General features: G+C 44.1%; 31 protein-coding genes and 1 pseudogene. 11 read left to right on the plus strand and 21 right to left on the minus strand.

Features of this window, described 5'->3' with window-relative positions; translation table 11 throughout:
* Positions 1-273: 273 nt before the first annotated feature.
* Together OU793_RS13840 and OU793_RS13845 are read right to left on the minus strand one after the other, a co-directional pair.
* Positions 274-525: a hypothetical protein gene (locus OU793_RS13840; RefSeq protein WP_101945303.1), complete on the minus strand. Its 252-nt coding sequence runs from the start codon at positions 523-525 to the stop codon at positions 274-276.
* 24 nt (positions 526-549) lie between these two features.
* The gene (locus tag OU793_RS13845) at positions 550-1,365 is read right to left on the minus strand and encodes a caspase family protein (RefSeq protein ID WP_140103311.1); all 816 of its coding nucleotides are present in this window, start codon (positions 1,363-1,365) and stop codon (positions 550-552) included.
* Between the two features lie 275 nt (positions 1,366-1,640).
* On the opposite strand from OU793_RS13845, the gene OU793_RS13850 reads away from it, so the two are divergent.
* On the plus strand, positions 1,641-1,892 hold the full coding sequence (locus OU793_RS13850) for a tyrosine-type recombinase/integrase (RefSeq protein WP_180793870.1): 252 nt from the start codon (positions 1,641-1,643) through the stop codon (positions 1,890-1,892).
* Between the two features lie 250 nt (positions 1,893-2,142).
* Here OU793_RS13850 and OU793_RS13855 read toward each other — a convergent pair whose 3' ends face one another.
* From OU793_RS13855 to accD, 5 genes and pseudogenes are all read right to left on the minus strand, one after another.
* A complete protein-coding gene (locus OU793_RS13855; protein WP_140103312.1) occupies positions 2,143-2,637 on the minus strand; it encodes a YcxB family protein in 495 nt (164 codons plus the stop codon).
* Between the two features lie 224 nt (positions 2,638-2,861).
* Entirely contained in the window at positions 2,862-3,122 is a 261-nt protein-coding gene (locus OU793_RS13860) for a DUF5062 family protein (protein ID WP_140103313.1), read from the minus strand.
* Positions 3,123-3,204: 82 nt separating this feature from the next.
* A pseudogene (locus tag OU793_RS13865) lies at positions 3,205-3,429 on the minus strand (threonine aldolase); the annotation flags it as partial.
* Between the two features lie 52 nt (positions 3,430-3,481).
* A complete protein-coding gene (locus OU793_RS13870; protein WP_042771170.1) occupies positions 3,482-4,342 on the minus strand; it encodes an immunity 49 family protein in 861 nt (286 codons plus the stop codon).
* A 239-nt stretch (positions 4,343-4,581) separates the two neighbouring features.
* Positions 4,582-5,451, minus strand: a complete 870-nt coding sequence (accD, locus tag OU793_RS13875; protein ID WP_017447608.1) for an acetyl-CoA carboxylase, carboxyltransferase subunit beta — start codon at positions 5,449-5,451, stop codon at positions 4,582-4,584.
* Positions 5,452-5,554: 103 nt separating this feature from the next.
* Between accD and OU793_RS13880 the strand changes: the two genes are divergently transcribed.
* The 5 genes from OU793_RS13880 (at position 5,555) to OU793_RS13900 (ending at position 10,577) form a co-directional block, all read left to right on the plus strand.
* Positions 5,555-6,466, plus strand: a complete 912-nt coding sequence (locus OU793_RS13880) for a LysR family transcriptional regulator (protein ID WP_180793976.1) — start codon at positions 5,555-5,557, stop codon at positions 6,464-6,466.
* Positions 6,467-6,621: 155 nt separating this feature from the next.
* Positions 6,622-7,236 carry a PolC-type DNA polymerase III gene (locus OU793_RS13885; protein ID WP_021821603.1) on the plus strand — a complete coding sequence of 205 codons (615 nt, stop codon included), beginning with the start codon at positions 6,622-6,624 and terminating at the stop codon, positions 7,234-7,236.
* 249 nt (positions 7,237-7,485) lie between these two features.
* Complete coding sequence (locus OU793_RS13890; RefSeq protein ID WP_159404332.1) at positions 7,486-8,013, plus strand: DUF6795 domain-containing protein; 528 nt, start codon at positions 7,486-7,488, stop codon at positions 8,011-8,013.
* A 109-nt stretch (positions 8,014-8,122) separates the two neighbouring features.
* Complete coding sequence (locus OU793_RS13895; RefSeq protein ID WP_140103324.1) at positions 8,123-9,883, plus strand: ABC transporter ATP-binding protein/permease; 1,761 nt, start codon at positions 8,123-8,125, stop codon at positions 9,881-9,883.
* 301 nt (positions 9,884-10,184) lie between these two features.
* The gene (locus tag OU793_RS13900) at positions 10,185-10,577 is read left to right on the plus strand and encodes a hypothetical protein (protein ID WP_025526612.1); all 393 of its coding nucleotides are present in this window, start codon (positions 10,185-10,187) and stop codon (positions 10,575-10,577) included.
* 39 nt (positions 10,578-10,616) lie between these two features.
* Here OU793_RS13900 and OU793_RS13905 read toward each other — a convergent pair whose 3' ends face one another.
* The 4 genes from OU793_RS13905 to OU793_RS13920 form a co-directional block, all read right to left on the minus strand.
* Positions 10,617-11,621: a metal-dependent hydrolase gene (locus OU793_RS13905; protein ID WP_069549941.1), complete on the minus strand. Its 1,005-nt coding sequence runs from the start codon at positions 11,619-11,621 to the stop codon at positions 10,617-10,619.
* 322 nt (positions 11,622-11,943) lie between these two features.
* Complete coding sequence (locus OU793_RS13910) at positions 11,944-12,402, minus strand: exoribonuclease R (RefSeq protein WP_140103325.1); 459 nt, start codon at positions 12,400-12,402, stop codon at positions 11,944-11,946.
* 94 nt (positions 12,403-12,496) lie between these two features.
* Positions 12,497-13,525, minus strand: coding sequence for a phospholipase A (locus OU793_RS13915; RefSeq protein WP_005478421.1), 1,029 nt, complete (start codon positions 13,523-13,525; stop codon positions 12,497-12,499).
* A 234-nt stretch (positions 13,526-13,759) separates the two neighbouring features.
* A complete protein-coding gene (locus OU793_RS13920) occupies positions 13,760-14,263 on the minus strand; it encodes a DUF2938 domain-containing protein (protein WP_024702917.1) in 504 nt (167 codons plus the stop codon).
* A gap of 91 nt (positions 14,264-14,354) precedes the next feature.
* Here OU793_RS13920 and OU793_RS13925 point away from each other — a divergent pair, with 91 nt between their 5' ends.
* On the plus strand, positions 14,355-14,762 hold the full coding sequence (locus tag OU793_RS13925) for a helix-turn-helix domain-containing protein (protein WP_020842055.1): 408 nt from the start codon (positions 14,355-14,357) through the stop codon (positions 14,760-14,762).
* Positions 14,763-14,825: 63 nt separating this feature from the next.
* On the opposite strand, the gene def is transcribed toward OU793_RS13925, so the two are convergent.
* From def to OU793_RS13960, 7 genes are all read right to left on the minus strand, one after another.
* Positions 14,826-15,332, minus strand: coding sequence for a peptide deformylase (gene def, locus OU793_RS13930; RefSeq protein WP_020842054.1), 507 nt, complete (start codon positions 15,330-15,332; stop codon positions 14,826-14,828).
* 220 nt (positions 15,333-15,552) lie between these two features.
* Positions 15,553-16,011: an ABZJ_00895 family protein gene (locus OU793_RS13935; RefSeq protein ID WP_193237410.1), complete on the minus strand. Its 459-nt coding sequence runs from the start codon at positions 16,009-16,011 to the stop codon at positions 15,553-15,555.
* A 32-nt stretch (positions 16,012-16,043) separates the two neighbouring features.
* On the minus strand, positions 16,044-16,373 hold the full coding sequence (locus tag OU793_RS13940) for a YceK/YidQ family lipoprotein (protein WP_005478428.1): 330 nt from the start codon (positions 16,371-16,373) through the stop codon (positions 16,044-16,046).
* Positions 16,374-16,684: 311 nt separating this feature from the next.
* Positions 16,685-16,936 (minus strand): DUF2999 family protein, encoded by a 252-nt coding sequence (locus tag OU793_RS13945; protein ID WP_005395194.1) that lies wholly within the window; start codon positions 16,934-16,936, stop codon positions 16,685-16,687.
* Positions 16,937-17,036: 100 nt separating this feature from the next.
* Complete coding sequence (locus tag OU793_RS13950) at positions 17,037-18,482, minus strand: N-acylglucosamine 2-epimerase (RefSeq protein WP_180793874.1); 1,446 nt, start codon at positions 18,480-18,482, stop codon at positions 17,037-17,039.
* Positions 18,483-18,595: 113 nt separating this feature from the next.
* Positions 18,596-19,132 carry an AAA family ATPase gene (locus OU793_RS13955; RefSeq protein WP_021821594.1) on the minus strand — a complete coding sequence of 179 codons (537 nt, stop codon included), beginning with the start codon at positions 19,130-19,132 and terminating at the stop codon, positions 18,596-18,598.
* Positions 19,133-19,403: 271 nt separating this feature from the next.
* Positions 19,404-20,750: a magnesium transporter gene (locus OU793_RS13960; protein WP_021448459.1), complete on the minus strand. Its 1,347-nt coding sequence runs from the start codon at positions 20,748-20,750 to the stop codon at positions 19,404-19,406.
* Between the two features lie 212 nt (positions 20,751-20,962).
* Between OU793_RS13960 and OU793_RS13965 the strand changes: the two genes are divergently transcribed.
* Entirely contained in the window at positions 20,963-21,838 is an 876-nt protein-coding gene (locus OU793_RS13965; protein ID WP_140103328.1) for a universal stress protein, read from the plus strand.
* A 45-nt stretch (positions 21,839-21,883) separates the two neighbouring features.
* Here OU793_RS13965 and OU793_RS13970 read toward each other — a convergent pair whose 3' ends face one another.
* Positions 21,884-22,273 carry a MazG nucleotide pyrophosphohydrolase domain-containing protein gene (locus OU793_RS13970; RefSeq protein WP_140103329.1) on the minus strand — a complete coding sequence of 130 codons (390 nt, stop codon included), beginning with the start codon at positions 22,271-22,273 and terminating at the stop codon, positions 21,884-21,886.
* A 26-nt stretch (positions 22,274-22,299) separates the two neighbouring features.
* The gene (locus tag OU793_RS13975; RefSeq protein WP_020842047.1) at positions 22,300-22,728 is read right to left on the minus strand and encodes a PaaI family thioesterase; all 429 of its coding nucleotides are present in this window, start codon (positions 22,726-22,728) and stop codon (positions 22,300-22,302) included.
* A gap of 210 nt (positions 22,729-22,938) precedes the next feature.
* Between OU793_RS13975 and gloA the strand changes: the two genes are divergently transcribed.
* Positions 22,939-23,325, plus strand: coding sequence for a lactoylglutathione lyase (gene gloA / locus OU793_RS13980; protein WP_005481322.1), 387 nt, complete (start codon positions 22,939-22,941; stop codon positions 23,323-23,325).
* 11 nt (positions 23,326-23,336) lie between these two features.
* Positions 23,337-24,437 (plus strand): alkene reductase, encoded by a 1,101-nt coding sequence (locus tag OU793_RS13985; RefSeq protein WP_140103330.1) that lies wholly within the window; start codon positions 23,337-23,339, stop codon positions 24,435-24,437.
* Between the two features lie 120 nt (positions 24,438-24,557).
* On the opposite strand, the gene OU793_RS13990 is transcribed toward OU793_RS13985, so the two are convergent.
* A complete protein-coding gene (locus OU793_RS13990) occupies positions 24,558-24,833 on the minus strand; it encodes a nitrogenase-stabilizing/protective protein NifW (RefSeq protein WP_140103331.1) in 276 nt (91 codons plus the stop codon).
* A 241-nt stretch (positions 24,834-25,074) separates the two neighbouring features.
* Here OU793_RS13990 and OU793_RS13995 point away from each other — a divergent pair, with 241 nt between their 5' ends.
* Positions 25,075-26,925, plus strand: coding sequence for an acyltransferase family protein (locus OU793_RS13995; RefSeq protein ID WP_140103332.1), 1,851 nt, complete (start codon positions 25,075-25,077; stop codon positions 26,923-26,925).
* Positions 26,926-26,947 lie beyond the last annotated feature (22 nt).

The following is a 26,947-nucleotide window of genomic DNA, read 5'->3' on the forward strand; positions in this document are numbered from 1 at the left end:
ACCGCAGCGACTAAGGTGCGAAGATTTTGGTTTCTGTGTGAACTGCTTTGACACTCATTGAGCCTTCTCCTCCAACTTAACCTCTCGGCTAAGCTGGAAGGCGACAAAACCAAAACGGAGAAGACCCTATGAGATTTTACAACCAACTGCATAACGCACGCGTAAGCGGCTGGTTTTTGCGTAAGTTTGTTGTGTAAAAATGAAGCGAAACGAAATACACAATAAGCTGGAGCGAAAACCTGTCCGCTTGACGAGCTTGTTATATTCGCCGAGTTAGAATTTCCAGCTTACCTTGCCTTCGCAACTAACTTTACCACTTGAATCGGCCTTACAGCTTACAGAACCTTCACCTCTAGGTGTAGGACCCGCTTGGAGGGTGCGAACTTGAACATCTAGATCACCAAAACAGCCACCAAAGTCCGGACTATCAATTACGTCAATAATTCTACTCTTAACTCCCTCAACATCTGTTAAATCACAATCGCCGATGGGAAAAGTAATACAACAATCTTTTATACTAGCCATAACTTAATTTCCTATTGTTAATAGTTACTTCAAAAATGCGCTACTAAAGCGCCCATTATTCCCCAACAAACGCGGATGCTGAGGGAATCTTTCTGTAACCTTCTCGGTAACATTATCTATTAGCGAGGCATAAGACATAGACGTATTTTGTTCTAAAAATCTTGTCGCATAATAAGAAAACGCTCCGTGCCGTAAGCCGTCGTCCATTTTCGCATCCCAAGCAGATTCGATATCTAATGCTGCACTTACTATCACATGGTTGATACCATCCTCTTGATTTAGACTCCCCATGCGCTTAATAGGCAAGTCAGGTATTGTTCGGGCTGCGATGTCTGATGGTAGAACGATAGATCTAGCTATATCTGTTTCATCGGAAATCACTACCGTTCTTGCCATTCCACCGGAGTGGCAAGAATCAAAAATGAATGTGACATTCACTGAATCTGGTAGATTTTTAGATTGAATAATACCTAAAAGTTCATCGTCAAATAGAAGGTGCTCTTGAATGTCCTCTTTCACTTCAGGAAAGCAAACTAATGTTTCATCCATGTTATCGTCTAGATCGCCTGTTTCATAATCTCGTCGCCGGAGCCGCGCGCCGTGACCAGCAAAAAACAGTACAATTTCATCAAGACCATCTCCTGAAAATAGCCACTCTAACCGGTCTAATATATTCATTTTCGTGGCTCTATTATCTGCGAGCAAACGAGTTCCCTCAGTTGTGAATCCATAATGCGATTTCAACAAGGAAGCCCATTCATTCATATCGTTTAAGCAACCGGGTAGATTTGAATACTTACCGTTGTAGTTTGAGATACCTATAAGTAGTGCTTTTTTCATCTTCCTTCCTCTAGATATACTTCAAAATAAAATATAACATTCTTAATAACAGGTCGGCTCGTATTGTCGCCAGCCTAACTTTTAATCGAAAATCACAACCATATAAAACATAGAGCATATTGATATTATTTACTACTTCATCACATGAAAACGAGCCGGCCTGTTATAATTTTTTAACATGGCACGTTATATTGAGTTTCTTCAACATAAATCCATTTATTAACAATAATCTTCCCGTCTACGACTATCTGTAGACATTCACTAACCAATCAACCTTGTCGCCATCATTTGCACGACTCCGCACCACGAAAGGCTTTAAAACGTACAGCACAGCGAGCAAGGTTGTTTTTAATAAGCGGGTTACTTGTCATACGTTTCGTCACAGCTTTGCGACAGAATTACTGTGTTCTGGACAGGACATCCGAACAGTTCAAGAGCTATTAGGACATTCAGTTGTAGCGACGACACAAATCTATACGCATGTTATTGGCGAACATTTTTGCGGTTACTGTAAGTCCACTAAATAAAACCTCTGTTGAAAACCACAAGGCAAACAAATAATCTGGTCGCCGATTTATGTTCGTCATGAACCGAACATAAGAAAAACTAGGGCTTATTTGGAGCAGATAATCGAACTGAGTAAGTAGTCTAAATTACTTTGGGGCACAAACGAGTTAGCCAGCGTCGCAGTTTCTTCCTAACAACCTTTTTAAAACTCTGTGCCTAGATCAAAAAAGGCGAACCCATTGGCTCGCCTCTTCTGTTAATAGGGATTTCTTAGCTCACTTTTGATGCGGCGTGCTGCTCTACCATAAACACGATGACTTCTTCGTTTAAGCAAGATTTGCTTATGTATTGGCGTTGTTTACCAAGGTGAAGGATAAAGCCCAAATCAGTTTGTTCGAGTTGGTCGATATCATTCCAAGCGAGGCTGCGGTCAACTTTACCGCTTTTGTAGCGCACTCCGTCTGCATTCACGTCAAACACCACTTTGCTGCCACGGCTTGAACTGATGGTTTGACGCCATAGCCACCAGGTTCTTTTGAAGTAAACGCTACACGCTTCAATCACACTCAATACGATAAAGAACCAACCGACGTAACCGTTAGGTAGCAGTTCAAACTCCAATAAGACCACACCAAAAATGAGAAAGAGTAATCCTTTCAAATACGCTTGTGGGAACTTCGTTGGCTGGCTAGTTTGATCATAACACTCAGCAAAAAATGGCTTATCGAGTGTGTATTCTGTGGTGAATTCGAAATCTTTAGACATGTATGGTTACTTTAAGGTTTCTGTAAATGAGTAATTTTGGTTGCACTCTTGCAACGCGAGCATTGTAGCGCTTCTCTGGCTTTATCTTTAGCCCTTTTGATGCTGTTTTGTAAATCAATGATAACGAAACATTAGAAGACCTCGGTGCACTTGCCAAGATCAGACAAGGCGAACCATCTGGCTCGCCTTGTTAACTAATGCCCCATGTAACGTCTTCAGGCTTTCTACTTTAGAGGGTCGTTGTCTGACAACGCACTGTGTATCCATACTGCTAGTCGGTGTTTGATGCTTGCGCCATCTAGCTTGCTTTCCGGTAGTGGCGTGATCTGTTTGGCATCGACCAAAAATAGGTAAATCGCTTTTACTCTTAGAGGCTGTGGTGACTGAGGAAGGTCAAAACCTTGTAGCTTCGCCATCTTCCCACCAATCTCTAGTGCCTTCTTAACCAGTTTGTCTTCATTGTGAAGCTTGGAGCTTTTTGACATTGATAAATCCTCTTCTTCGCTTCAATTAAGAATACATGAAGTGTCACGTATGGCGTGTTAGTAAGCTCGCATATTGATAAGTTTATGTCTTACCACCGAGTAACTGGTTGAAAAACGACCTTAATTCTTCGTCACCAAGGTTGAGCAGGTAGTCACCGACATACCATTCAACGATGGATTGATGTGGATGTGCCGTGACTTGCGGATTACCAAACCAAATGCCCTTTTCTGTAGCAAAAGTATGTTGGAGTTCTTTCAACTTTTCACAGCTGAAAGGTAGGATCAGGTACAACATGTTTGCTCGAGGTGCTGCCGAACGTCATTGCCGCAGACACTACATAAGGTGTTCCATTAATGATTCATTTAGAACAGAGATCATGCTCACCGTAAACGAGCCACTTCGGCAAATATGCGGTTTCTGGAATTGTCCACCCATACTTATCGTATGCCAATGCAGCAAGACCAATCAGTTTCAGAGAAACATTCCCTTTTGGCGAATAACGAACATCTTCATTCATGTAGAACTGGTAATGCGCCTCTAACGCATCTCTCAGTGCTTCTTGATAATGCGCCTCATCGCCATCGATAATGGCAACAAACACATTCACAAATGGAATAAACAAAGAATGTACATAGGGCACTCTGGTTGATTCTAAGTATTGCGGAGAAGATTTCTCCATCACAGTTTGCAATAACTCAGGTAACGCTGATGAATTACCAAATACACCGTTAACGAACTCGACTAGCGCAACATCGAATGGATCTTTTAAACGCACTAACGACTCATCCATGATGGTCATCAGCTCTACGCAGCGCCAATCTCTCGCGGCCATCGCTAAACAGATTTCATCCAACCATGCATCCATCGTTCCCCCTGCAACAGAACGGTTACCTACTTCCGAAAAGTGTCGGTGCCCAACGGAGAATTCAACTACTTGGTCTGAATGATTGGCCAGCAAGTACACGTTATTCAGTAACTCAAGCGCCCTTTTTATATAAGCTGGCGAGGCCTGATGTTGTCCGAACTCGGAAGCAGTGAAGAATGCCTGAAGCGAATCCCAAGCATCGCCTTTCATTCTTTTAAGAGGTTGTTTATAAAAAGATTGTTTTTCATCAAGCATTCTTTCCCAGAAGCTGTAGAAATCTTCATCTTCTTCACGAAAAATACGCAATTTTCTTTCTTCAGGTATATCTAAATAGTGATTTTTCATTGGTTCCATCGTTCCCTAGCCTCGCATTATAAGTTGTTCTAATTTTTTGCCGTGATGATAATCATCCTCAAAATCAAGCAGTGAATGATGCCGAAGTTGTTTTATGAAATCAATTTATAATCAGCACCTTATATCGAAAAGCAATACTTAGTTGAAATGAACCGAAAAGCCGCCTTTACGCTATTAAATCGATCGATTGCATATCAGTAAATATCTCAAAGAACATATAAAGCATGAGCCAACCGCAATTACTTAACTTCTAGTCGGATGCTTGTATTAGTGAGTTTTGCTATCAACCCGCCTATCCTCTCGCGCATATCGTGCCTTTGCACAATCATATCTAAAGCGCCATGCTCAAGCAGAAACTCGCTTTGTTGAAAGCCATCCGGTAGCTTTTCTCGCACGGTTTGTTCAATCACACGACGCCCTGCAAACCCGATTCTTGCCTCAGGCTCACCAATATTGATGTCCCCTAGCATTGCCAAGCTTGCCGAGACGCCGCCAAAGGTTTGATCGGTCAATACCGAGATATAAGGCAAGCGCGCATTGGATAAACGCTCCAACGCAGCGCTGGTTTTGGCCATTTGCATTAAAGCCATCAGCGACTCTTGCATACGTGCGCCACCACACGCAGAAAAGCAAACTAACCCGCAATTTTCCTCTATCGCCGTATTCACGGCATCAACAAAACGAGCACCCACAACCGACCCCATCGAGCCCGCCATGAAAGAGAACTCGAACGCGCAAGCCACGATGGGTAAGCCCAACAGCTCGCCTTTCATCACGACCAACGCATCTTTCTCGCCAGTACTTTTTTGAGCGAGAGCAAGACGCTCTTTGTAGCGTTTCTTGTCCTTAAAATTGAGCAGATCTTTCGGCTCATATTCGCTAGCAAGCTCTATACGCTCACCTTTGTCCAAGAAGCTGTCTAAACGATGTCGCGCAGACATTCGCAAATGGTGTTGACACTTGGGGCAAACTTCCAAGTTTTCCTTGAGCGCGATGCGATACAGCACTTGGTCACAAGACGGACACTTAGTCCATACGCCTTCCGGAATCGACGCTTTACGCGTATTAATGATGTTCTTTTTATCTAATAGTTTTTCTAACCAACTCATTGGAAAACCTTTATGCCCAAACAACGGTAACTCGCATTGTATAAACCTGTTTTAAGTAATAAAGTGCAACTTATTGGCTTTATAATCCAACCAAGTGGGATTAATGGAGATGCTTGAGAAAATTGATCAGCAATGGCTAAAAAGCTTCCATTGTGTCTACGAGAACAACAGCTTTAAAAGAGCCGCCGAGTTTTTATCTCTGCCGACATCAAATGTCAGTCGCCACATTGCGTTACTTGAAGAACAGCTTGATGTGCGTTTGTTCGACAGAACGACTCGACGAATCTGCGCAACAGACGCTGGAGAGCACCTCTATTTACGTACACAGCCTTTGTTAGACAAACTGAATGATGCACTTGAAGAAGTGACGCAACACTCTCGTGAGGTCATGGGGCAACTCAACGTTGTCATGCCAGATTCACCAGAACTAGCTAAAGCCGTCGTCTCTTTTTGTGCTCAGTACTCTGCTATTTCATTGAATTGCGAGACGAACCTAAGCCCTAAAGAGGACTTGCTCGATGGGTTTGACGTTATCTTGAGTTTTCACCGCGGCAAGCTTGAAGACAGCAATTGGATTGCACAAGAGATCAAGCGTTGGCCGAGTGTTGTGGTCGCCTCACCTAAGCTACTGCACACACGTCAGAGGCCTTTCAAAATTACCGATTTGAAGCACGTTCCTTGTATTAGCAGTTTTACTGCATTGAAAGGAACGCCTTGGGTTTTCAAAAACTCAGAAGGAGAACAGATAACTCAAAGGGTGCAATCTGCATTTAAGGTCAACAGTGGACAACTTGCTAAAGCCGGCGCGTTAGCAGGATTCGGGTTTGCGATTCTACCTGTCGAGTTTTGCCATGAAGAAATCGAATCAGGAGATCTGGAAGTGATCGAACTGGAATATGAACCAGAAGATTTGGTGTTGTATGCCTTTTACGCTTCCAGAAAACACGTAGCCAAGAAGATCCCGGCGTTTATCGAGCACTTAAAACGCCAAGCGAATAACGAAACAAGTGGGTAAAGCCATAGACTTACCTATTACTGCCCATACATTGTGAACCAGAAAGGCTAACTTTGTAGAATCCAAATAGACAAAGGAGCACGGTTGAATTCGCCTTTCTTTTTCTGTCGCTTTCAATAATACTCTTGCGCAATATTACTCAGCTGGAAAACTTCATGCCTCAAGCAAACTCTGTGGTCGTACTCGACTTTGAAACCACTGGTCTCTCTCCTACTTTGGGTGACCGCGCAATAGAAATTGGTGCGGTAAAGTTAGTCGATGGCGAGGTTGTTGATAGTTTTCAGCAACTCATGAATCCCGGTTTCAGAGTGAGCTCCTTCATTGAGAACTACACCGGCATTACCAATAACATGTTGCGAATAGCACCAAGCTGCGAAGAGGTCATGGCATCATTTAGTGAGTTCATTGCTGGCGAGAACCTTATCGCTCATAACGCTTCATTCGATAAACGATTTTTAGATGCAGAGCTTGAGCGAATCAACTGTGGTTATTCAGGTGAGTTTGCTTGCTCCTTACTGGTGGCAAGACGGCTCATTCAAGATGCTCCGTCACACAAGCTAGGTGAACTTGTTCGCTATAAAAATATCGACAACGACGGTGTTTTTCACCGCGCACTAGCCGATGCACAAATGACGGCCAAGCTTTGGCTCTTAATGGTAGAAGGATTAGAAAACTCAGGTATCGTTAAGCCAAGTTTTCAGCTGATGCAAACAGTTAGTAAAACAGCAAAAGGAAAGGTCGACCTGCTACTCGCCAAAAGCCGAGCTTAACTCCCTCCCAACTAAAATCTGGTTCTAGTCTCTTAGGCATTTAAGCAATTTTCGATATACATGCGATATGGATAGCCCTGTGAATACCGCAGTGCTTCTTATTCAAAATAAATATTGGCTATTCATCCTATCCTCCAAAACTTCTAAAAAATCGTGAATTATGTCTCAGCAATTTAGATACTCGCTATAGCCGCTCAAGACAATACGCAACAATTCGAGGTGTATTCACTGACTACTGAGTTATAACTTATGATCGACAATGTGTTTCTGTTCTTAGAACAGTTTGCAGATTTACTGATGCTCGTACTGATTTCTGTTTTTGCTGTTGGCTTTTTGTTTTGTGGTAAAGAAGCTCGTGAATTTACACCAAGGATAAAAGGACGTATTACGAAAGAAGACATTCCCATAAAGAATGCAAATGTAGTACTTAATATTCGGTCAGCAAATCGTTCTTTCGAACGTAGCTTCACCACGAACATAAATGGGGAATTCAAATTTGATCCTGTTTTCAGAAAAAGGAACAAATTTCTAAGTATTTTTGATGGTCTATTTCAAACAATATGCAGTGTAGAAGTGACCACTACCGTTGCTAATCACAAGGTTGTTATTTGGAAAGGAATTTTCAGGCATCACGTTATCGGTGTGAAGGAAAGAGTAAATATGTCTAATTTAAACTGCGAAGCGACCAATCCCATCAGAAAGTTTGAATTTCAATCCCATGGGGATTCCGTAAGTAGTCAATGTGACTTAAGTGATTACTTAAGAGTAAACAGATAGAGTATTTATCAAACTCCTCAACTTCCTACTCCGATAACAGCAGTTCACTGGTCTCCCCTACCAAACTGGCTTACTATGCCAGTTACCTAAAACGCTTTGTGAGTCACTCATGAGCCAAAAAAATAACAAAAATCTCAGCATTCTTCTTAAACTCAACACCTTTATTGCGCCTTATAAATGGCGGGTTGCAGCAGCCTTGGTTGCACTTGTCGCAACAGCAAGTTTGACGTTATCCGTGGGCTATGGTGTGCGTATTCTTATCGACCAAGGGTTTGCACAGCAATCATTGCAAGCGCTCACCAATGCGATTCAGTTTATTGTTGGTGTTACGTTGTGTATTGCCGTAGGGACGTTCTTTCGCTTCTATCTGGTTTCTTCCGTTGGGGAACGTGTCAGTGCGGATATTCGCCTTGCGGTGTTTAACCATGTGATTACGCTGCATCCGAGCTATTTTGAGACCAACAGTAGTGGCGATATCATGTCGCGCCTGACTACCGATACTACGTTGCTGCAAAGCATTATTGGTTCATCGTTCTCGATGGCGATGCGTAGCGCTTTGATGTGCTTTGGGGCCATCATAATGTTGTTTGCCACCAACGTTAAGCTCACGCTGATTGTGCTTGCTTCTGTGCCTTTGGTTTTGGTTCCGATTTTGTTTTATGGACGACGCGTGCGTGCGCTCTCTCGCCAAAGTCAGGATTCAATGGCAGATGTCGGCAGCTACGCAGGTGAAGCGATAGAACATATTAAAACCGTGCAAAGTTTTAGCTCAGAGCCGTACGAACGAGCGGCTTTCGCTGTCGAGGTGGAAAAAGCGTATGAAGTGGGCAGACAGAGAGTAAAACAACGCGCGATCCTGATATCTGGCGTTATTGTGATTGTGTTCAGCGCAATTGCGGGCATGCTTTGGGTTGGCGGCAGCGATGTGATTCACGGAAAGATGTCTGCGGGTGACCTAGCAGCGTTTGTGTTTTATGCCATTATGGTTGCCTCATCGACTGCAACCATTTCTGAAGTCATGGGTGAACTGCAAAGGGCCGCTGGCGCTACCGAGCGACTGATTGAGATCCTTCAAGTAGAAAGCGATATTAAAGCACCAAGCAACCATTTGCCTGTCCGTTCAGACATGTCTGCTGAAGTTAGCTTTAAGTCGGTGAATTTCAACTACCCTTCTCGCCCAAATCAATCTGCTGTCAAAGGATTAAATTTAACCGCTGAACAAGGCAAAGTATTGGCGTTGGTTGGCCCTTCTGGTGCAGGTAAAACAACGCTATTCGAACTGCTGCAACGCTTTTATGACCCACAACAGGGGCAAGTGTTGTTTGGTGGCGAAGATATTCGACAGTTCGACCCAAACGAGCTTCGACGCCAAATGGCACTCGTACCTCAACAACCAGCGCTGTTTAGCCATGATGTGTTTCACAATATTCGTTACGGCAATCCAGAAGCCACAGATGAACAAGTCATCGAAGCCGCCAAAAAAGCCCATGCCCATGAGTTTATTGAGAAGCTTCCCGAAGGCTATCACAGCTTTCTAGGCGAGCGCGGCGTTAGGCTATCAGGCGGTCAAAAGCAGCGCATTGCGATTGCTCGCGCGATTCTAAAAGATCCAAAAATCTTACTGCTGGATGAAGCCACCAGCGCCCTTGATAGTGAAAGTGAGCACCACGTTCAGCAAGCACTTGAAGCACTGATGAAAGGACGCACAACGCTGATCATTGCTCATCGTCTTTCAACTATCCAACATGCGGATAAAATAGCGGTGCTGGACAATGGTGAGTTAGTCGATGTTGGTAACCACCAATCATTAATGCAAAGCTGTGAGCTGTATCAGCGACTTGTGGCGTTGCAATTTAAGCACTTAGAGTAGCGCCTAGTTAAGCCCCTAAAACAAGCAAAGGCGAACCAAACGGTTCGCCTTTTTCTGTTCATTCACTTCCGTGAACTTTGTGCAATCCAAACATCCTTTCGCTCATCTAAAAAACCTCACTCCACTATTTCACTACTCCACCACTCCACTTAGAAGACGAACAAATTCACTCGTAACCAATCTGTTTTCAAAATAGGAAATCACCACTGTAAAAGTTCACCGCGTTTTGTCTTGCTGACTATGGTTACAATATTTGTGAAATCAATGCCTTTAAACCAAATTACAAGAAAGTGGCACCGATATGAACAGCGAAGCGAAACAACTTTTTTATCATTTATGTCAGCAATACGATGCGCTCTCTCAAGATTTAGAGTCTCGCGCGTTTCCTGAGTTTTCCGAGACCATCACTCATCCGCTTGGACACTGCTTTGTCCGTTGCCCTGTAGGCAGCCAGCGCTTTTCCATTGTTGCAGTCAACTTCGTGCCCTCCGTTCGCGGGCAAGGCGTGCTTACTGCATTTATCGACTACATTAAAAGCCATCCATATCATTACCAAGGCGTTGAAGTCGCTATCATTGAAAACAAAAGCTTAGCAAAACGACTGTTGTCTCTTGGATGGAAGTACAAATCTCTGTTTAGCAAAATCTTCTTTGCTCATAAGCCTACGCTGGTGAAGGACTTTCAATCGGCTTGATAGTCACTGAGTCACTCCCCATGTAACCCAAGTAAGCGCTCAGTCAAAGTCCGTAAGCATATTGAGAAAAGTTTGGCGGTCTTCCGCTGTACTACCTCGATGAGCAGTGTATTCGACGTGTTCGTCCGCGCTGGCTTTCGGGGATAGATTGATGCCCCACAGCGCATTAATTTGGTTTGGCACGATGGAGTAACGCACATCAACAATTCGCATTTCGTCATCCGGGTCTTGCACTACAAAACCATTTGAAAACCAACGGAAACGTTCAATATCTTTCGCTTGCTGCGATTGCGGGTCGAGCCATGGAAATTGAGCTTTCACATTGAGCTTTGGTGTGGATTCGCCAGGATAGATTTTTATCGAGCGCCCCACTCTTACCGCATCCACATAGTAGTTATCTTCCGTTTCATAAATCACTTTCCAGACCAAAAGATTGCCGAAGGTTGGTTTTGCTTTTAGCTGCACAGCGCTGTGCTGTCGCTCTTGGACAATTTTCCATCCGGCCGCTTCTGCTCTATCTCGTTGAATAACCCCAAGAGTCAGATAAGCCAGAGACCATAGAAATGCGACACGCGCGCAATTTCGATTTCGCTTCAGTGCGGCAAAGAAAAGCAGGATCAAAATCGGAAGTGAGAAAGCGGGGTCGATAACAGAGATCGTATTCCAGGCATAGCGTGTGTTGCTTATAGGCCAAAAAAGCTGAGTCCCATAGCTGGTGCAAGCATCTAACAGCGCATGGGTGCTATAACCAAGGGCACAATAAAACCAACTCTGTTGAAAGTTTAGCTCTCGTCTTTTTGCAAACAACGGATACAACACTAAAGCACAGAGAAAACTGCCAAAAGGGATAAACAATAATGAATGGGTAAAGTGTCGGTGATATTCCAAAAACAGTAATGGGTCACTTGATGAACGGATAAGTACGTCCAAATCCGGAGCCATCCCTGAGGCCACACCTAATACGCCAGCAGCCACAATATGCCGCTTGTTACTTGCAGACTGTGGCAAAGCAGCGCCCAGTAAACCTTGCGTTAACGGGTCCATTATTTACGCCCACCACGATAACGTAGGCGAGAGAGAAGGCATATGCGCTTCAAAATCGGTTCAAATTTAAAAACCAGAACGTTATCCGACATAAATTATCCGTATTTAAGTGGATTGGAAATCACGGCTTAATGATGCATTAAAGTGTTCGAAAACAAATGCTTTGATTTTAGTGTAAGAAGGAATCGCCCTATTCGCTAGTGAGATGCGAGGAGCGAGGTGTACGTCAGAAGTCCAAAACGGCGGATTTTACAGAAGTAAAATAAAACAAGGCGAACCAGATAGCTCGCCTTGTTTACTGAACGATTAACGACTAAAAACCTTAGTCTTGAGGGTTTTCTTTCGCGTTGATTTCAGCGTAAGTATGCAGAAGCTCTGTCAGAGTTTTCACCCAAGCAAAAACATCCGAAGGGGTATTTTCGAGTAGTTTTTCTACTAGTTCACAGTGTGTTTCTAGCGTGATTGCCTCTTCCAAATGGAATGAAATCGCATAGAAATGCCAAAGCACCAGTCGCGTCATTCGCTCGCTATTTTGCTTTGCATTGTCTGAGTCATCAAACGCTTGTTGAATTTCACTCAGTGCGATTGCTGTCATGCGTAGCATTGCATCAAGACGTGCAGACAACATACGGTCTTCGCTATCCACTTCTTCTTGATCAAAAGTAAACAGCTCATTCATCACATCTTCTGGCACCATTTTACTGATCATGCGAGCACTAAACTCTTCCAGTTCATGGCGAGGCATGGTTACAAGACAATCGAAGGCGTAATCACGAAGCATAAAATCACTCTAGGTTGGAAATCAATTTTAGCCACGCATTCTAAATACTGAAATCTCAATTGCCAGCGTTTATTTCTATTGGACTATCGAAAAACTACAGAACACCGTTGATCGCGATACCAACACCAATGCGCTGCTGATTATGGTCGTAGTCAATTAGGCTTTTGCCGTATCCAGTCGAGTATTGAGCATATCCCCTAACTTTTCCCCAAATTGGAAACAACAAACCTATCTCAGCATAGCCTTTATGCGTTTTGAAGTTCTCGCGCCCCAAGAACGTCAACTCGTAATCGTCCCATTTGTAGGCGCTTGTTAGCTCAAAATGCCCCATGTAATCTTCGATATCTGGGTTATCATCGCCTTTAGGATCATTCGGAAAGGTTTTTTCGTCCTCAGGTATGCGCCACCAAGGCTGGATAGAGGCGACAAAATTGTCTTTCGCAAAGGTTAAGTTGGTATAAACGCGGTTCCAACTGCGCGATAGCTCTTGTCTTTGGCCATTTGATTCATGCTCAATACCGAAACCCAGCCAAGTTGAGCCGCCAAGCGGCTGCCAACTTGTAGGAGTGAAGTAAAACAGCTCAGGACGATAATTGGTTTCGCGAAACGGACGCGACGCATCCCCCGTGTATACCTGCCAGAACGATTTGAGCGTCATACCAAAAAACAAACCATCGCCGTCAAACAACAAATCGTCGTAGTTCATTGGTACTTTAAAGCTGATTTGAAACTCTGCCTCTTCCTTACGCAGTTCATCGCCGTATTTGGTGTCGGCATACGCACGTTTGTTTACGCGATCACTATAAGTAAACGGCAGAATGTAGTTAATTCGATGTGCAACCAAGCTAAAAGGCTCGAACGCGGTTTGCTTTTCTGATTCCAAACGTTTGTCGATCAAGCTTTCTTGCGGTTCTTCTGATTCTTTCGTTGTTGATTCGACAGACGCAGTGCTCGTGACTGTATCTAACTCACACTGCTTGCGAATGCTCTCGATCGTTTCTTCGCCATTGCTTTTTTTGATTGTTTCTAGCAAACATAAATCGTATGCGCTTGCGGTCTCTCCCATCGCCACCGGAGCTACTAATAAACTCAGTATCGATATCCCTGTCGCTTTTGAAGCCATCTGAAATCCTCAATAATCTTGATGTCAAACCAGACAATTCTAATTTTTATCGGTAAATCACTTGCCATAACGGAGTTAAGGTAATGTTAAATGTTGGCCGACTTTACGTCTTGGATTGATACGACAGATTTAAAAGATATCTGCTCACTATGAACAGATCGCCAAAAAACAACCAAGAGTTGAGCATCATAAATCCAAACCGAAAACAGCACGTTTTTATGATGCTCATGCTCACTACATAAAATACTGACTCACACCTTTGATAGCGAATGCGGTAATGAATAAGCCCAATCCATAAGCCAAATGCGCCAATGTGCTAAGAAAACGAGCTTTCCAAGGTGTTGGGGTTTTACTGGCAGCAAAACCAAATCCTAAACAAGGTTGAATGACCAAAAATGGGAACACCAACGTTACCGCACCTGTAATTAAGCCAGGTGTTAGGCTAGGCTCTACCAACCAATGATGACCAAAAACAGCAATGTGAGCCAAAGCGAAAACAACGCCAATGGCATAGTGCAAAAACCAACCGAGTGCTTTTTCTCCCGGCATCGGGTCTGTTGACATAATTGGCGCATGCACAAGCTTCCCTTTTGGCATGCACAAAACCCAGCGCGCAACCAATGCATAGTTTAATGAGGGAATACCAAACACTCTCCTTTGTAGCCAAGCCCATAAATCCATTATCACAGTCGCACCAATCCCTATTAGCGCCGCTTGCAATCCCATTAAAAGCAGCATTTTTCTCTCCTCAAGTTTTTGATTTGTTAAGGTCTTAGTTGCATGCTACAACTTAAAGCCAACTTGAAGTCAATGAGAAATAGGGAATAGAATGGATATTGCAGAAGTGGTTAAAAAATCAGGATTGCCGACCTCAACACTCAGATACTACGAACAATTGGGGTTAATTCGCTCAATAGGAAGGAATGGATTGAGACGTCAATATTCGCCAGAGGTACTCAGTAAACTCAACTTAATTAGTTTAGGGCGTATCGCTGGAATATCACTTAACGAAATGGCGGAAATGTTGAATCACTCAGAAGGTTCAAAACCATACATTGATCGTGACTTACTGGCGAAAAAGGCGCTTGAGATTGATGAGCAAATAACACGTTTGAAAGCGGTGCGAGACAGCCTAAACCATGTTGCCTCCTGCCCTCATGAGTCACATATGGACTGTTCTTCATTTCAGAGGCTTATGAAGGTCGTAAAGCGTTATGTCCCCAAAAAACCGAGATAAACCACTCTACTTATTCTTGATTTAAAAGGAAGCAACTCGCGGTTGTGAGTTACTTCCTCCATCTTACTTAGCTTGCGCTTTTACGTACTTCTTCACTTTTTTCATCGCCATTTTTTGCTTTAGCGGTGAAAGGTAATCAATGAACAAGTTACCAGATAGGTGATCAATTTCGTGCTGCATCACAATCGCTAAGAACTCATCGCTCTCGATTGTAATCGGGTTGCCATCACGGTCCAATGCAGACACAACAACTGATGTGTAACGCTCTACATCGGCATAGTATTCGGGAACAGATAGGCACCCTTCTTGACCAAGTGCTTTGTTTTCTCCGCTCACCACTTCTGGGTTGACTAAGATTAAAGGATCATTGCGTTCGTCAGAGATATCGATGACAACAACCGCCTCTTTTCTGCCCACTTGGGTTGAAGCTAAACCGATGCCATTGCCCGTTGCGTAAAGTGTTTCTAGCATATCGTCGATCAACGTTTGTACTGTCGATACATCAGTGACTTTTTCTGCTTTTACTTTAAGTCTTGGGTCTGGAATGGAGAGAATTTCGAGGACTGCCATACTTACCTTTCGTTATCTGTAAATCGTAATTTCCGGCGAATTATACACACGTTTGGGCAGACATAAACAGGTTGAGTTTTCGTGGAAATACCGTTTCGTCTAAAACATTCGATTTTGCTAGAGACCAAAGAGGCACCAAGGAAGAGAAAACAATAACGCCAGCACGATATGGCTGGCGGCTTTTTTACGTATCTATCTTTAAGCGTTCGTTATATGTGAGTTACGCACTCTTTTGCGCTTTTAGCAAAACCTTAATCGCCATTTTTTCACCACTCTTGAAAATAAAGTACCCGAGACAAACGGTTATTAACGTTAATACAACGATAATAATACTGAACCAGCCTAGTTCCGCTATCAGTTCAAATATAGAAATGCCCAAAAACATTAAGATGAGAGAAAACACCACTAAGCTCGATAAATTCCAAAGCAGCACTGAATACCATCTCGTTGTCGAAGGCATTATATTCCCTGTTTTATAGCCAAAATAATATCCTACACTCATCGCTGGTATTAACGTCCCAAGAAAGCCGACACCGTTCATTTTCATGCCAGAAATGTACTCAATAATAAATAGCAGTATGGCCAAACAAACTGATGCCAAACACAAAAGCGACGTTACAAAGAGCACCGAGGAAGCGTTGTTTTCTGTTGAGTAATTATTTTTCGATTCCACTTTCATTTCCTTCCATTTATTTGAATAAAATAAGTGTTTTAGATCATGCTTCCGCTTGGACAACCTAGAGAAACAACACCGCCATAACTCGTTGTTGGTGTAGCTACCATGATTAAATCAACAGGAAGAAACACAACGTCCGTTGCTAACGACAAAGGAATGTCAATCAATGAAAGTGGATATAACGCGATGGAAGTAATATCAGCTCTTAAATAGCAAGGTTGTCGTGCGACAGATAACGCTGTGCCTGAAAACGGCTTTCCGTATCCGCCACCAGCATGCGCATCTATAGACGAACACCCCACCATTAAAGATGCTGACACCACAAGAAATACAACTTGTAGCTTTTTAAATATATTTATTTTCATTTAACCTAGATTCCAACTAACTATTTTTTTAAAACTAAACCCTCTCTAAAATTGTATATTCAATGAATTTACTCATATGGGCCAAGTGCAACCATGCTAATACGTTCTATGTATTAGAAACAATTCATTTATTTCCAATAGCACCCGTGAGTTCATGCGACGTGACTAGAATCGCACTTAATTTTTTATGCAAGCACCAAGTTAAGCTCAACCTATTCGCTTTCCCGTTGGAGTCGCGTACCTTTCATCTGATGTAAAAAAGCCGCCAGAACCGTTTGGATCTGGCGGCTTTTGTTTTTATCAAAACTCGATTACTGCTGTAGCTTCGCTTTGGCTTCTACTACTTTGGAGAAGTCTAGGCCTAGCTCTTCCACTGCTTCTTTAATCAGTACAGGGTTTTGCATTACCTGCGCCATTAACGCTTGAAGCTGATCTTGTGGCAGACCTAGTTGGCTGATAGTTGCCATTGCAGCCAGAGGGTTTTGAGTTAACGCCTGAAATAGCTCGTTGATTTGCTCGTCGCTAATATTGTTTTCTTTCAACATCGCAAGAATCGGGTTCATCAAATTACCTTTAAATACTATGTAAAACAGACCCGCAGTTTACCATTGGGTTTTGTTAGTTTGCACGCAGACTTTAACCACCACACCACCATCGACCAAGTTATGGTCGAATATTAGTGAACGTTGCGGTAGTGACTCCATCACTTTGCGACGAAAGCGCTTTTATATCTGCGTTAAAGTAATATGGATTAAGTGGCATTTTACTCTCGGCTGGTCTCGCGTAGTAAAGCTTGGCAGGCTGTTTTGCCATTTGTTGCGCGTACAAATACCCGACCAACGCATGTTCAAACTGGTGGTAACCATTTCCCCAATGGAACGCTTTGGTTGATTTAGGATTCAGACCAACACCTCCGTACTGATGATCCACCCACACGTCCATAAAGGTGGGTAACGTGTATTGAAGCGTTTCTTTCATCGAACCATCGACAAGAGAAACCGTCATCGCCGCTTGATCGAGTTCTGCCCATTCCCAAGACGAGCTGTAATGCTTGTGCGGTCTTGATTGCCAAGCAAGAATGCTCTCTTGCGTCCATTTACTCTGCCATTCTGGAGAGAAGAGCGCTTTGACTTGCTCAAAGTTTTGCTGGTATTGCGCTTGTTTAAGCGTGTGTTTCATTCCTTTGAAACCAAACTCTGTCCAATTGGAATTCTCCAACAACTGACCAGTGAGATACGTCATCCAATACGCTTTGATGGTGTGTCCAAAATCATTGTGTTTCGCATCTGGCATCATTACCGCTTTGTGGTGTATCGCGCCATAAAAGCGCTGCTCTTTGTCGGAGTGGTAGTTATCCAGCATCACTTGCGTCAGCCATTGCAGATCTTGTTTCCACTTGGCTTGCGCTGACTCTGGTAAAAGTGGCGCCGTTAGCAACAGATAGCCATTAATTTGGTCAAGTTGAGCGACTAACTCTTGCTGCTTCTCACTTTCCCCATCACCATCTTTCAAAACCCACGCCAGACCGCGATCATCGCTTCGTCGGTATTGTTTAAATATAAACGCTTGCTGGTCGATAAGTGCTTGTTCAACCTTTGGATCTTGCGTCAAGTAGTAGTACATCGCCAAGCCCACCAAGGCGTAAGCTTGGTCTTGAGAAGTTCGCTGTTGCCACTCCATCCCCGGTTTTCCACTACGCGTAAAGCTCACGAAGCCACCGTTTTTCTCATCTTGTAAATGATCAATCAGGTAATAAGCCCCTTTCTTGGCTAGCTCTAATGCTTGTTTGTCACCCGTAAGATGAAAAAGCACGCCATAAGCGTAAGTTTGACGCGATTTCATGCGTGTGTATTCGCGATCGAAGTGCGGGCTAATCCACCCTTTGTTTAATTCTTCACACGGCTTTTGTGGGTCGAGAATGACACCGTTATCACAACGAAATGTCGGAAAATTCCCCGCAGGTTGCCCATGCGCACTTTCCATCATCCAATATGGAGCTAGGCCATTTGTCACATGGTTTAACCAATCATCCCCCGAAGGCAGGTCCACATCAGCAAAGCTGTTCATGCTCGTCGTTGCGAGCAATAAGGTAAGATATTTAAAAGACATAATACTCAATTAAGTTATTGAATTTTATCCAGTATAAATAACTCCCTTTACACATATTGTCGTCGTGGTCACAATCGCCTTACGCATTTGTTTGCATTATTCATCTGTCTGCCTTATTCGATGACTGAGTCGAGAATAAACGCCACTCTGTCTTCGACTGACATTTTGGGCACTTCGATCAATTGATAACCGAACTTGTGGTATGCATCGACCATCTGTTGATACGTGGCGACCGCTTCAGAAAAATCTTGTTTTCGCTCTTCATCGTTACTGAATATCGATGCCCACGGTGGAAAAATGAATACTTGAGGATGATAACGAAGCGTCTGGCAATGCGTGATGAGCTCATGCGAGATTGGCAGTTGTTCCAACTTGCTGTAGCCATATACGTCCACAATACTGCGATCAAAAAATACGTCCCCTTGGCGGACATTGAAAGATCGGTAGTTGCTCACTTCTTCTTTTGTCATTTCATCTCGAAAGGCTTGTTTGTCATTCCAAGGTAATGCTGAACCGTGATTCGCAACCTGCGTTTGTATCACGTGACGACCAGTTTCTGGCGCGCAGATAAAGCCTTGTATTTTTAGTTGTTCGATAACCGAGGTTTTTCCTGCACCGGGACCACCAGTGAATACGATGAGTTTGTTCAAAATCTTTTCCTTATTTTTTGTTTGAGTGAAGTAATGCGTGTACGGCCAAGAAAATTGGCATGGCATTTGGCACACCAGCGTTAAGCGAGATCGGCAGTGGAAAGTTTTGGGATAGAAATGAGCAGTGAAAAATATTGATGAAATGAAAGCTTAAACGGCGTGTTCAGCGTGTATGAAAAACGGAGGAATTTTGAGCAAACCAAACTTGCCCAAAATATTGGGTTGGGAAATGGAGAGATTGGATCATTAGGTTAACGCGTCAATTGGCTTTCTATATCAAGAAGATTGCACCTAAGCCTAAGAACGCAAAGAAACCGACGACATCGGTAACGGTTGTTAATACTACCGAGCCAGCCACGGCGGGGTCAATGTTAAACTTCTTCAACGTGAATGGTATCAACGTCCCCGATGCCGCGGCCGCCAAACTATTGAGGAAAATTGCACAACAGATAATAAGCGCCAATGGCCAAGAGTCAAACACCATGTAGACGACACCCGCGATGACTAATCCCATGATCAAGCCATTAATGGTGGCGATTTTTAACTCCTTATTCACCAATAGCTTCAAGTTACTTTGGTGCAAGTGGTTCAATGCGATACCCCGAATGGCCACCGCTAAGGTTTGGCTACCTGCGATGCCGCCCATACTCGCCACAACGGGCATTAAGATAGCAAGCGCTACAACTTGCTCGACCACATTATCAAAAATACCAATGATGGCAGAGGCAACAAAAGCGGTCAGCAAGTTAATCACCAACCAAAGTGCTCTTAGCCTTGTCGCCACAGTTAATGGTGTGAACAAATCTTCTTCACTTCGTACGTTTTCTGCCACTACAGCTTGTAGGCTGAGTTCACGCAAGGTAATCGCGATGGTCGCCATCGACAAAACGCCCATAATTTTGCCACCAGCCATGATAGGAAACCAATGCGCTCCACCATCAATCGAGACCTGTTTACTGACGCTTTGAATCGTTTGGATATCTTCCAGAATTGGCGTGACTACGGTCAAGTCTGTGAGTTTGGTATGGTTCTCATGCAGCAACAGGGTTTGAGGTTCTATCGTCCCAATAACACCTCCGACATCACGCACAATGATCAATCGCACCGGGCTTTGTCCGCGTTTTAACAACTCGGTTTTGATACCTCCTACGCTGTTTTTAGGATTTGCGACTAAAAAATGCGGCTCGGCATATCTCCCCACTTTATTATCTTCATATGACAATGCTTGTTGAATGTGCGCGACCGACTCTTCACTTTGGTCGATAAGGTACTCATCCACAAACTCGGTCGGTAGAAAGTCTGCAAAGATGATCAGTTCCGAATCCGTGATGTACGCTAAGCGTTCATGTTGCAGCTCTTTGTTGAGTGATTGATGAATGTGCTTGGCGGTGTCGTATCGCAGCAAATTTAATACCGTCCAGTACTTCTCTGGCGGCACCGCTTCTATCACGCGTTTACGATAAGCAATGTTGACCGACTCCAAAATGTTCGCGATTTGCGCTTCCTGATAGTCTTTCAAAAAACCGAGGTCTTCGGTCGACTCTATCGCTTTAATGATCTCGGCAAGCAAATGAGGCACTTTGCGATTAATTTGTAATTGGCTGGAATCTATCATCATTGTCACCGATTTCCTTGGGCATCACGTTAGTGTCAACACGATGTCTATTACCTAAAGGCATGAGATCCTGATGTTAAAATTCTAGGCAATGGCACGCACAATTGCGGAATTTATATTTTGCTCGCAGAAACAGAACGTCTTTGCATAAGGGGATGGTATAAACTTTTAGTGTGCATTATGCGCATTTGCCTCGTTTGATAATGGAGTAATCAATGGCACCAGTATTTTTTCTGACTCAGCAAGCCGCCTTACCAAGTCGTAAGGTGCTTCGTAAAGTGATTCAGTTTGCGACAGCGCTGGCCCAACCCATCGTGGTATTGGTGGAAGATCACCGCCGGAGTGAAGATCACGCGTTCGCGCATTTCCTTAGTTTCAACTCTGACCATATAGAAAAGAGACAAGCTGAGTTTGAAGCTTGGACATCAAAATTTAAAGACTTCGTTATCGAACTTTGTGGAGAAGAGGAAGTTGAAACGCCAACACTCTCTTACGAGCATTTCAAAGGGAGTCATTGGATTGCTCAAGTCGCGAAACGGCTTGTCGACCACACAGATTTACTGCTCGTGGGGCATTTGAACAAGCACGACATTCAAACCTTACTCACCGAGCTAGCAAAAAACGATTGTGATTTATTACTATTAAGTGAGCGTTCATGGCCTTCTCACGCCAACATGCTTTGCGCGATAGATCCGCTTCATCGCGGAGATGCAAAGTCGGTCGTAGATAAAGCCATCGTATCGCGAGGCTCAAAGCTAGAAAAAACCTTGAGCGGAAAAATGACGTTAGTTTACTGCCGCTACGTTGCGCCTTATCTGTCTCGCTATCGTGCAGAGATTTTGAGCAACCAAAAAGCAGGCATTACGGACTTTATTACTGCGCAAAAGTTAACTCGAGTACCACTACTGCTGCCAGAAGGAAACCCTGAAACGGCGTTACCAAAAGCAGTTAAGCAATCACAAGCGGCAATTCTGATTATGGGCGCGTGTAAGCGAAGCATGTCATCCCAATTTTGGTCTGGCAGCACTGTAGACACGTTACTTGATCAACCGCCTTGTGACCTGCTGTTGGTCAATAGCACGAACGATTGATCAGGCTTCCCCATTCCGCCGCATCTTAAATAATATCACGCGCAGTTATTGGCTCTTCATGGTCTCTAACTGCGCGGCTTCATGTTCCGCGTTCAAGGCTTGTTTCTGCTGCTGTTTAACCTCATCCCAACTGCGTCCCGATTCAATCGCTGATACACGCTGCTCGTATTTAGTGCAGGCTCTTTCGAGTACTTTCTCAGGATCTATGCCCTTTTCTCTTTCCAACACTTTTAATACGTTAAGATAGTTCCACAACACATCGCCTAACTCGTCTTCCAAATGACAAAGGCGGTCCTCACGAATCTCTTCACGGACTTCATCGACTTCTTTGCCAATGGTCTCCAGATAAGTCTCTACGCCTTTAAACCAAGTGTTGGTTTGGTCATATTGAGATTTTCTCGTCGCAATTGCGTACAACTCATCAAATTTCTTCATTATCTCTCCGTAGAACGAGTTTTTATTTACGCCTCTTTAGGACGAATAAACTTCCCTTTTGCCGTCACTCTAACTTCATTATTGACCAGTAATTGAGCCACCAGTTGATATATACCGCGGCGTTCACCTTCACAGTGTGCAGTAATCGAGACATGCTCATCTAGCTCAATAGGTGCATGGTAGCGCACATCCAACTGCGCGGTAAGGGCTTGAATGTCTCTAAATAACAAACAGTGCGTCATTGCACCATCGAGCAGCGAACTCGCAATACCACCATGCAACAGGTCGGTGTAACCTTGATGACGCGGTAAAACGTGAAACTCTCCGACAACAGAACCATCGGCTAGGCACTGGTAGTTCACAGCCAAAGAGTTAGGATTTGCATCGATTGAAGAACAAACCGCACATTGATAATGAGATTCGTGAGTGGAATGAAAGTGACTGTTTGCGGACATGTTAAGTACTCAGCTTGTAAAAAGAGTAATTAGCATATGCCAATTATCAAAAAGAAACGGCGAGTAATCTTTGTTTGCACGTTGTAGGACCAACAACCTCATTATCCATAACGTTAAATAATCATTTTCATAATTAACGATAATTTCCAGTTTATTTAGAGCGGCGATAAGGTTTGCATCGTGATTACGCAACGTTATGAAAGGCGACTTATGAAGTTTCTCCACACGATGATCCGTGTTGTTGACCTAGACAAATCTATCGAATTTTATACAAAAGTTCTGGGTATGAGCGTTTTGGATCGTTTTGAAAACCAAGAATACCGTTACTCACTGGTGTTTGTTGGTAGCCCTGATCAACCAGATGGCGCGACCATCGAGCTAACTTATAACTGGGATACCGGCAGTTACGACTTAGGTAACGCATTCGGACACATGGCGCTTGGGTGTGAAGACATTTACGCAGCTTGCGAAAAAATCAAAGCGCTTGGTGGCAACGTCACTCGCGAACCCGGCCCAATGAAAGGAGGAGAAACGCACATCGCCTTCATTAAAGATCCCGACGGCTACCCAATCGAACTGATTCAAACTAAACAATAACGAGGTTTCCTATGACAGACGCATTATTTCAACCGATTCAACTTGGCTCTCTCTCATTAAAAAACCGCATCGTTATGCCTCCGATGACGCGCTCTCGAGCCTCTCAACCGGGTAATGTCGCTAACGACATGATGGCGACCTACTACGCTCAACGCGCCGAAACAGGATTAATTGTTGCTGAAGGCACGCAAATTTCACCAATGGGTCAAGGCTACGCGTGGACACCGGGTATTTATAGCCCAGAGCAAATTGCTGGCTGGAAAAAAGTAACTGATGCAGTGCACGAGAAAGGCGGCGTTATCTTCGCGCAATTATGGCACGTTGGTCGTGTGACTCATCCTGACAACATCGGCGGCGAGCAACCTATTTCTTCTTCTGCGCTTAAAGCAGAAAACGTGAAAGTATTTATCGACAATGGCACTGACGAACCTGGCTTTGTCGACGTGGTTGAGCCGCGTGAAATGACCAAACAAGACATCAAGAATGTTATTGAAGAATACCGCCAAGCCGCATTAAACGCGACAAAAGCTGGGTTTGATGGTGTCGAACTTCATGCAGCAAATGGCTACTTGGTTAACCAGTTTATCGATTCTGAAGCGAACAACCGCACCGATGAATACGGCGGCTCAATTGAAAACCGTCTGCGTTTTCTTGGTGAAGTGGTCGAAGCGATGACGCAAGCCATTGGCGCAGAGCGTGTTGGTGTTCGCCTTGCACCATTCACTTCGTTAAACGGCACCGTTGATAGCACACCAGTCGACACCTACACCGCTGCTGCTGCGCTGCTTGATAAACTCAATGTGGTTTACATTCACATTGCAGAAGTGGATTGGGACGACGCGCCAGACACTCCGCACGACTTTAAAACCGCAGTTCGTGAGGCGTATAAAGGCACACTGATCTATGCCGGTCGTTATAACGCAGAAAAGGCGCAACACGCGATTGAGAGTGGTTTAGCCGACATGATCGGTTTTGGTCGTCCGTTTGTTGCAAACCCAGACTTACCAAGCCGCATCAAGCATGGCTATCCACTGGCAGAACATGACCCTGCCACATTGTTCGGCGGCGGTGAAAAAGGCTTAGTGGACTACCCTGCTTATCACGCGGGTTAACTCATCTACGTAAAGCCGATTCGCAACTCGCGACAAACCAATAGCTAACCCAAAAGAACCTTGCTCTTCCCCCTGTAACGCCAAGATGCAGGGTTCTTTTTTAGGCTAAGCCACCAAGAATTAACGTCTTTGACAAGATGCACAACCTCGGCACGCAGAGCGCGTCGTTTTACTTAGTAAACTGCGTTGTACTTTACAGTAGGCATTTTTCAGTGCGCGGCGGCCTGAAAACCAATCATCCGGTTTAGTGAGGATTAAGTAGCCATTAAATCTCTTAACCAACTCGGTTCGGTTGTTTTCGACAAATCGGCTATCAAACTCGATTTCGAAGTAATCCAACGCTTCTTCGATACAAGTAAAGCTGGCAATTTTTTCCTGAATCGTATTCTCTGTCATTGTTTCTTTAGCGTTATCATTTTCAATGAAGTCTAAGAGCCTCGCGCTTTACGTTCTTTGATTTAGCGCTTGTTAACATCACTCTTTCTGGGATTTCCATATTGAAATTCAATTTGGGAATTCGTTATTTCCCCCAGCCTTTTCATTTTGACACTCAATTTAAGGTGCTGATTTAAAGCAATATTATTTCTGGTTCATATTTTGCTCTACTTCGTTAGACGGAATGTTGGAGGGACACAATATGACTTACAGAGCGGAAGTAGACGGATTAAGGGCGATTGCTGTGACGTTAGTGATTTTGTTTCATGCAGGAGTTGAGCAATTCGCTGGTGGCTTTATTGGCGTCGACGTGTTTTTTGTTATCAGCGGCTATTTGATCACCACCATCGTGATTAACGATTTGGAAAACCAGAAGTTCAGCCTCGGTGATTTTTATGAGCGACGCATTCGCCGCATACTTCCCCTGCTACTGGTGGTGATTGCCGTCAGCTATTTGATGTCTTGGTGGCTATTTTTGCCACAAGCACACAAAGACGTTGGTCAGTTCGCAGTGTCTTCTATTCTTTCTTCATCCAACATTCTTCTGTATTTAAAAGGCCACAATTACTTCGGTTTAGAAGATCAAGCCAATCCGCTATTTCACACCTGGAGCTTGGGCGTTGAAGAACAATACTACATTGTCATTCCTTTGCTACTCATGCTACTCGCTCGTGGCAAAAACGCGTTTTACCTGACTTTTTTCATCGCGGTATTTGCGCTGAGTTTGATGACTATTGTCTATGCGAGCAACGATCCTGATTTCGCCTTCTACATGATCTTCTCTCGTGCTTGGGAACTGGCAACCGGTTCATTACTCGCATTAGTAATGAGAAAAGCTCAAGTTCAATCCAACGATACGCTGGCAACCATTGGCATCGTTTTGATATTGGCCTCTGCACTTTTGTTTGAAAAATCGCAAGATGGCGCGGGTATCACTTTGTTGGTGCCGGTCATCGGTAGCGCGTTAGTGATTTTGTTTGCCTCTAAAGACAATGTCTGCGGTAAATTGCTGAGCCTAAAATGGGTCGTGTTCGTCGGCTTAATCAGCTACAGCTTGTACTTGTGGCATATTCCGCTATTTGTGTTTTACCGCTACATGCTGGACGCAACTCAAGACGTCAATATCTCGCTTTACATTGCCGCTCTTTTTGTACTGTCTTACTTCACTTGGCGCTTTGTGGAAAAGCCGTTCCGCAGCCGAAAAGCCATGAGCATGCGCACTGTGTCTGCGGTTGTTGTGTTGTTGACGCTGCCCTTGCTGACGTTCGGCGTTATTGGTCATCAAAACGGTGGTTTTCCAGAAAGAAGTGCATTTTTCGAGGCCATGCGCGTTAACAACGGTTACGGTTTAGATTGCAACGGCAACACCGACGTTAACGATGTGTGCTCGTCTGCGCCGCAGCCCACCATTGCTGTGTTAGGCAATAGTCACAGCATGGTTTACGTGAAGCGTCTGTCCGAAGTAACACCAACTGGCGTGGTGCAACTTACTCAAGATTCCTGTGCGGTCGGTTATGTCGACATCCTCGAAGCTGCTGGCTCAATTTCTTGCCGACAGTTCTTCAAACAGGCAGTCGATACCATTTTGCGTACCCCTTCTATTCGTCGCGTCGTTATCTCTTCCAACTTCAATAAAGAGCTTTCACGAGCCGATTATGAGGCATCATTAACTGGATTGTTGAATGAACTAGAAGGGAAAGAAGTGGTCGTTTTCGGCCCAACGCCTTCTGCACCTTTTGCGGTGGGTGAATGCCTTTGGAAAGCGCGTTTGTTTGGCGAGACGGAAGAGTCCGCATGCGATTTCTCCCCCAAGCGACATCACCCTCAAAACGTGGCGAAGTTAGTGAACTACTTTGATCAATTTGAGCACGTTGAGTTTGTCGACTTGACCGATGCCATTTGCAGAAATGGTGTATGTCGAATGAAAGTTGGTGTGAACAACGCCATGTATACCGATGACAGCCATTTGTCTTACAAAGGTGCTGAGTTGGTGCTTGGGCATTACCACAGCAGTACGAATGAAACTCAACAGTTCACTTACGACCGACAATAACCAAGAAAATAAGCTTTTATGC

The sequence above is a fragment of the Vibrio sp. VP6 genome, from assembly GCF_028823755.1.
Classification (GTDB): Bacteria; Pseudomonadota; Gammaproteobacteria; order Enterobacterales; family Vibrionaceae; genus Vibrio; species Vibrio parahaemolyticus.

Bases quoted from the DNA above. Each gene is read 5' to 3' on its own strand.
- OU793_RS13840 (WP_101945303.1), bottom strand. From the start codon at position 525: ATGGCTAGTATAAAAGATTGTTGTATTACTTTTCCCATCGGCGATTGT.
- OU793_RS13845 (WP_140103311.1), bottom strand. From the start codon at position 1,365: ATGAAAAAAGCACTACTTATAGGTATCTCAAACTACAACGGTAAGTAT.
- OU793_RS13855 (WP_140103312.1), bottom strand. From the start codon at position 2,637: ATGTCTAAAGATTTCGAATTCACCACAGAATACACACTCGATAAGCCA.
- OU793_RS13860 (WP_140103313.1), bottom strand. From the start codon at position 3,122: ATGTCAAAAAGCTCCAAGCTTCACAATGAAGACAAACTGGTTAAGAAG.
- OU793_RS13870 (WP_042771170.1), bottom strand. From the start codon at position 4,342: ATGGAACCAATGAAAAATCACTATTTAGATATACCTGAAGAAAGAAAA.
- accD (WP_017447608.1), bottom strand. From the start codon at position 5,451: ATGAGTTGGTTAGAAAAACTATTAGATAAAAAGAACATCATTAATACG.
- OU793_RS13880 (WP_180793976.1), top strand. From the start codon at position 5,555: ATGGAGATGCTTGAGAAAATTGATCAGCAATGGCTAAAAAGCTTCCAT.
- OU793_RS13885 (WP_021821603.1), top strand. From the start codon at position 6,622: ATGCCTCAAGCAAACTCTGTGGTCGTACTCGACTTTGAAACCACTGGT.
- OU793_RS13890 (WP_159404332.1), top strand. From the start codon at position 7,486: ATGATCGACAATGTGTTTCTGTTCTTAGAACAGTTTGCAGATTTACTG.
- OU793_RS13895 (WP_140103324.1), top strand. From the start codon at position 8,123: ATGAGCCAAAAAAATAACAAAAATCTCAGCATTCTTCTTAAACTCAAC.
- OU793_RS13900 (WP_025526612.1), top strand. From the start codon at position 10,185: ATGAACAGCGAAGCGAAACAACTTTTTTATCATTTATGTCAGCAATAC.
- OU793_RS13905 (WP_069549941.1), bottom strand. From the start codon at position 11,621: ATGGACCCGTTAACGCAAGGTTTACTGGGCGCTGCTTTGCCACAGTCT.
- OU793_RS13910 (WP_140103325.1), bottom strand. From the start codon at position 12,402: ATGCTTCGTGATTACGCCTTCGATTGTCTTGTAACCATGCCTCGCCAT.
- OU793_RS13915 (WP_005478421.1), bottom strand. From the start codon at position 13,525: ATGGCTTCAAAAGCGACAGGGATATCGATACTGAGTTTATTAGTAGCT.
- OU793_RS13920 (WP_024702917.1), bottom strand. From the start codon at position 14,263: ATGCTGCTTTTAATGGGATTGCAAGCGGCGCTAATAGGGATTGGTGCG.
- OU793_RS13925 (WP_020842055.1), top strand. From the start codon at position 14,355: ATGGATATTGCAGAAGTGGTTAAAAAATCAGGATTGCCGACCTCAACA.
- def (WP_020842054.1), bottom strand. From the start codon at position 15,332: ATGGCAGTCCTCGAAATTCTCTCCATTCCAGACCCAAGACTTAAAGTA.
- OU793_RS13935 (WP_193237410.1), bottom strand. From the start codon at position 16,011: ATGAAAGTGGAATCGAAAAATAATTACTCAACAGAAAACAACGCTTCC.
- OU793_RS13940 (WP_005478428.1), bottom strand. From the start codon at position 16,373: ATGAAAATAAATATATTTAAAAAGCTACAAGTTGTATTTCTTGTGGTG.
- OU793_RS13945 (WP_005395194.1), bottom strand. From the start codon at position 16,936: ATGAACCCGATTCTTGCGATGTTGAAAGAAAACAATATTAGCGACGAG.
- OU793_RS13950 (WP_180793874.1), bottom strand. From the start codon at position 18,482: ATGTCTTTTAAATATCTTACCTTATTGCTCGCAACGACGAGCATGAAC.
- OU793_RS13960 (WP_021448459.1), bottom strand. From the start codon at position 20,750: ATGATGATAGATTCCAGCCAATTACAAATTAATCGCAAAGTGCCTCAT.
- OU793_RS13965 (WP_140103328.1), top strand. From the start codon at position 20,963: ATGGCACCAGTATTTTTTCTGACTCAGCAAGCCGCCTTACCAAGTCGT.
- OU793_RS13970 (WP_140103329.1), bottom strand. From the start codon at position 22,273: ATGAAGAAATTTGATGAGTTGTACGCAATTGCGACGAGAAAATCTCAA.
- OU793_RS13975 (WP_020842047.1), bottom strand. From the start codon at position 22,728: ATGTCCGCAAACAGTCACTTTCATTCCACTCACGAATCTCATTATCAA.
- gloA (WP_005481322.1), top strand. From the start codon at position 22,939: ATGAAGTTTCTCCACACGATGATCCGTGTTGTTGACCTAGACAAATCT.
- OU793_RS13985 (WP_140103330.1), top strand. From the start codon at position 23,337: ATGACAGACGCATTATTTCAACCGATTCAACTTGGCTCTCTCTCATTA.
- OU793_RS13990 (WP_140103331.1), bottom strand. From the start codon at position 24,833: ATGACAGAGAATACGATTCAGGAAAAAATTGCCAGCTTTACTTGTATC.
- OU793_RS13995 (WP_140103332.1), top strand. From the start codon at position 25,075: ATGACTTACAGAGCGGAAGTAGACGGATTAAGGGCGATTGCTGTGACG.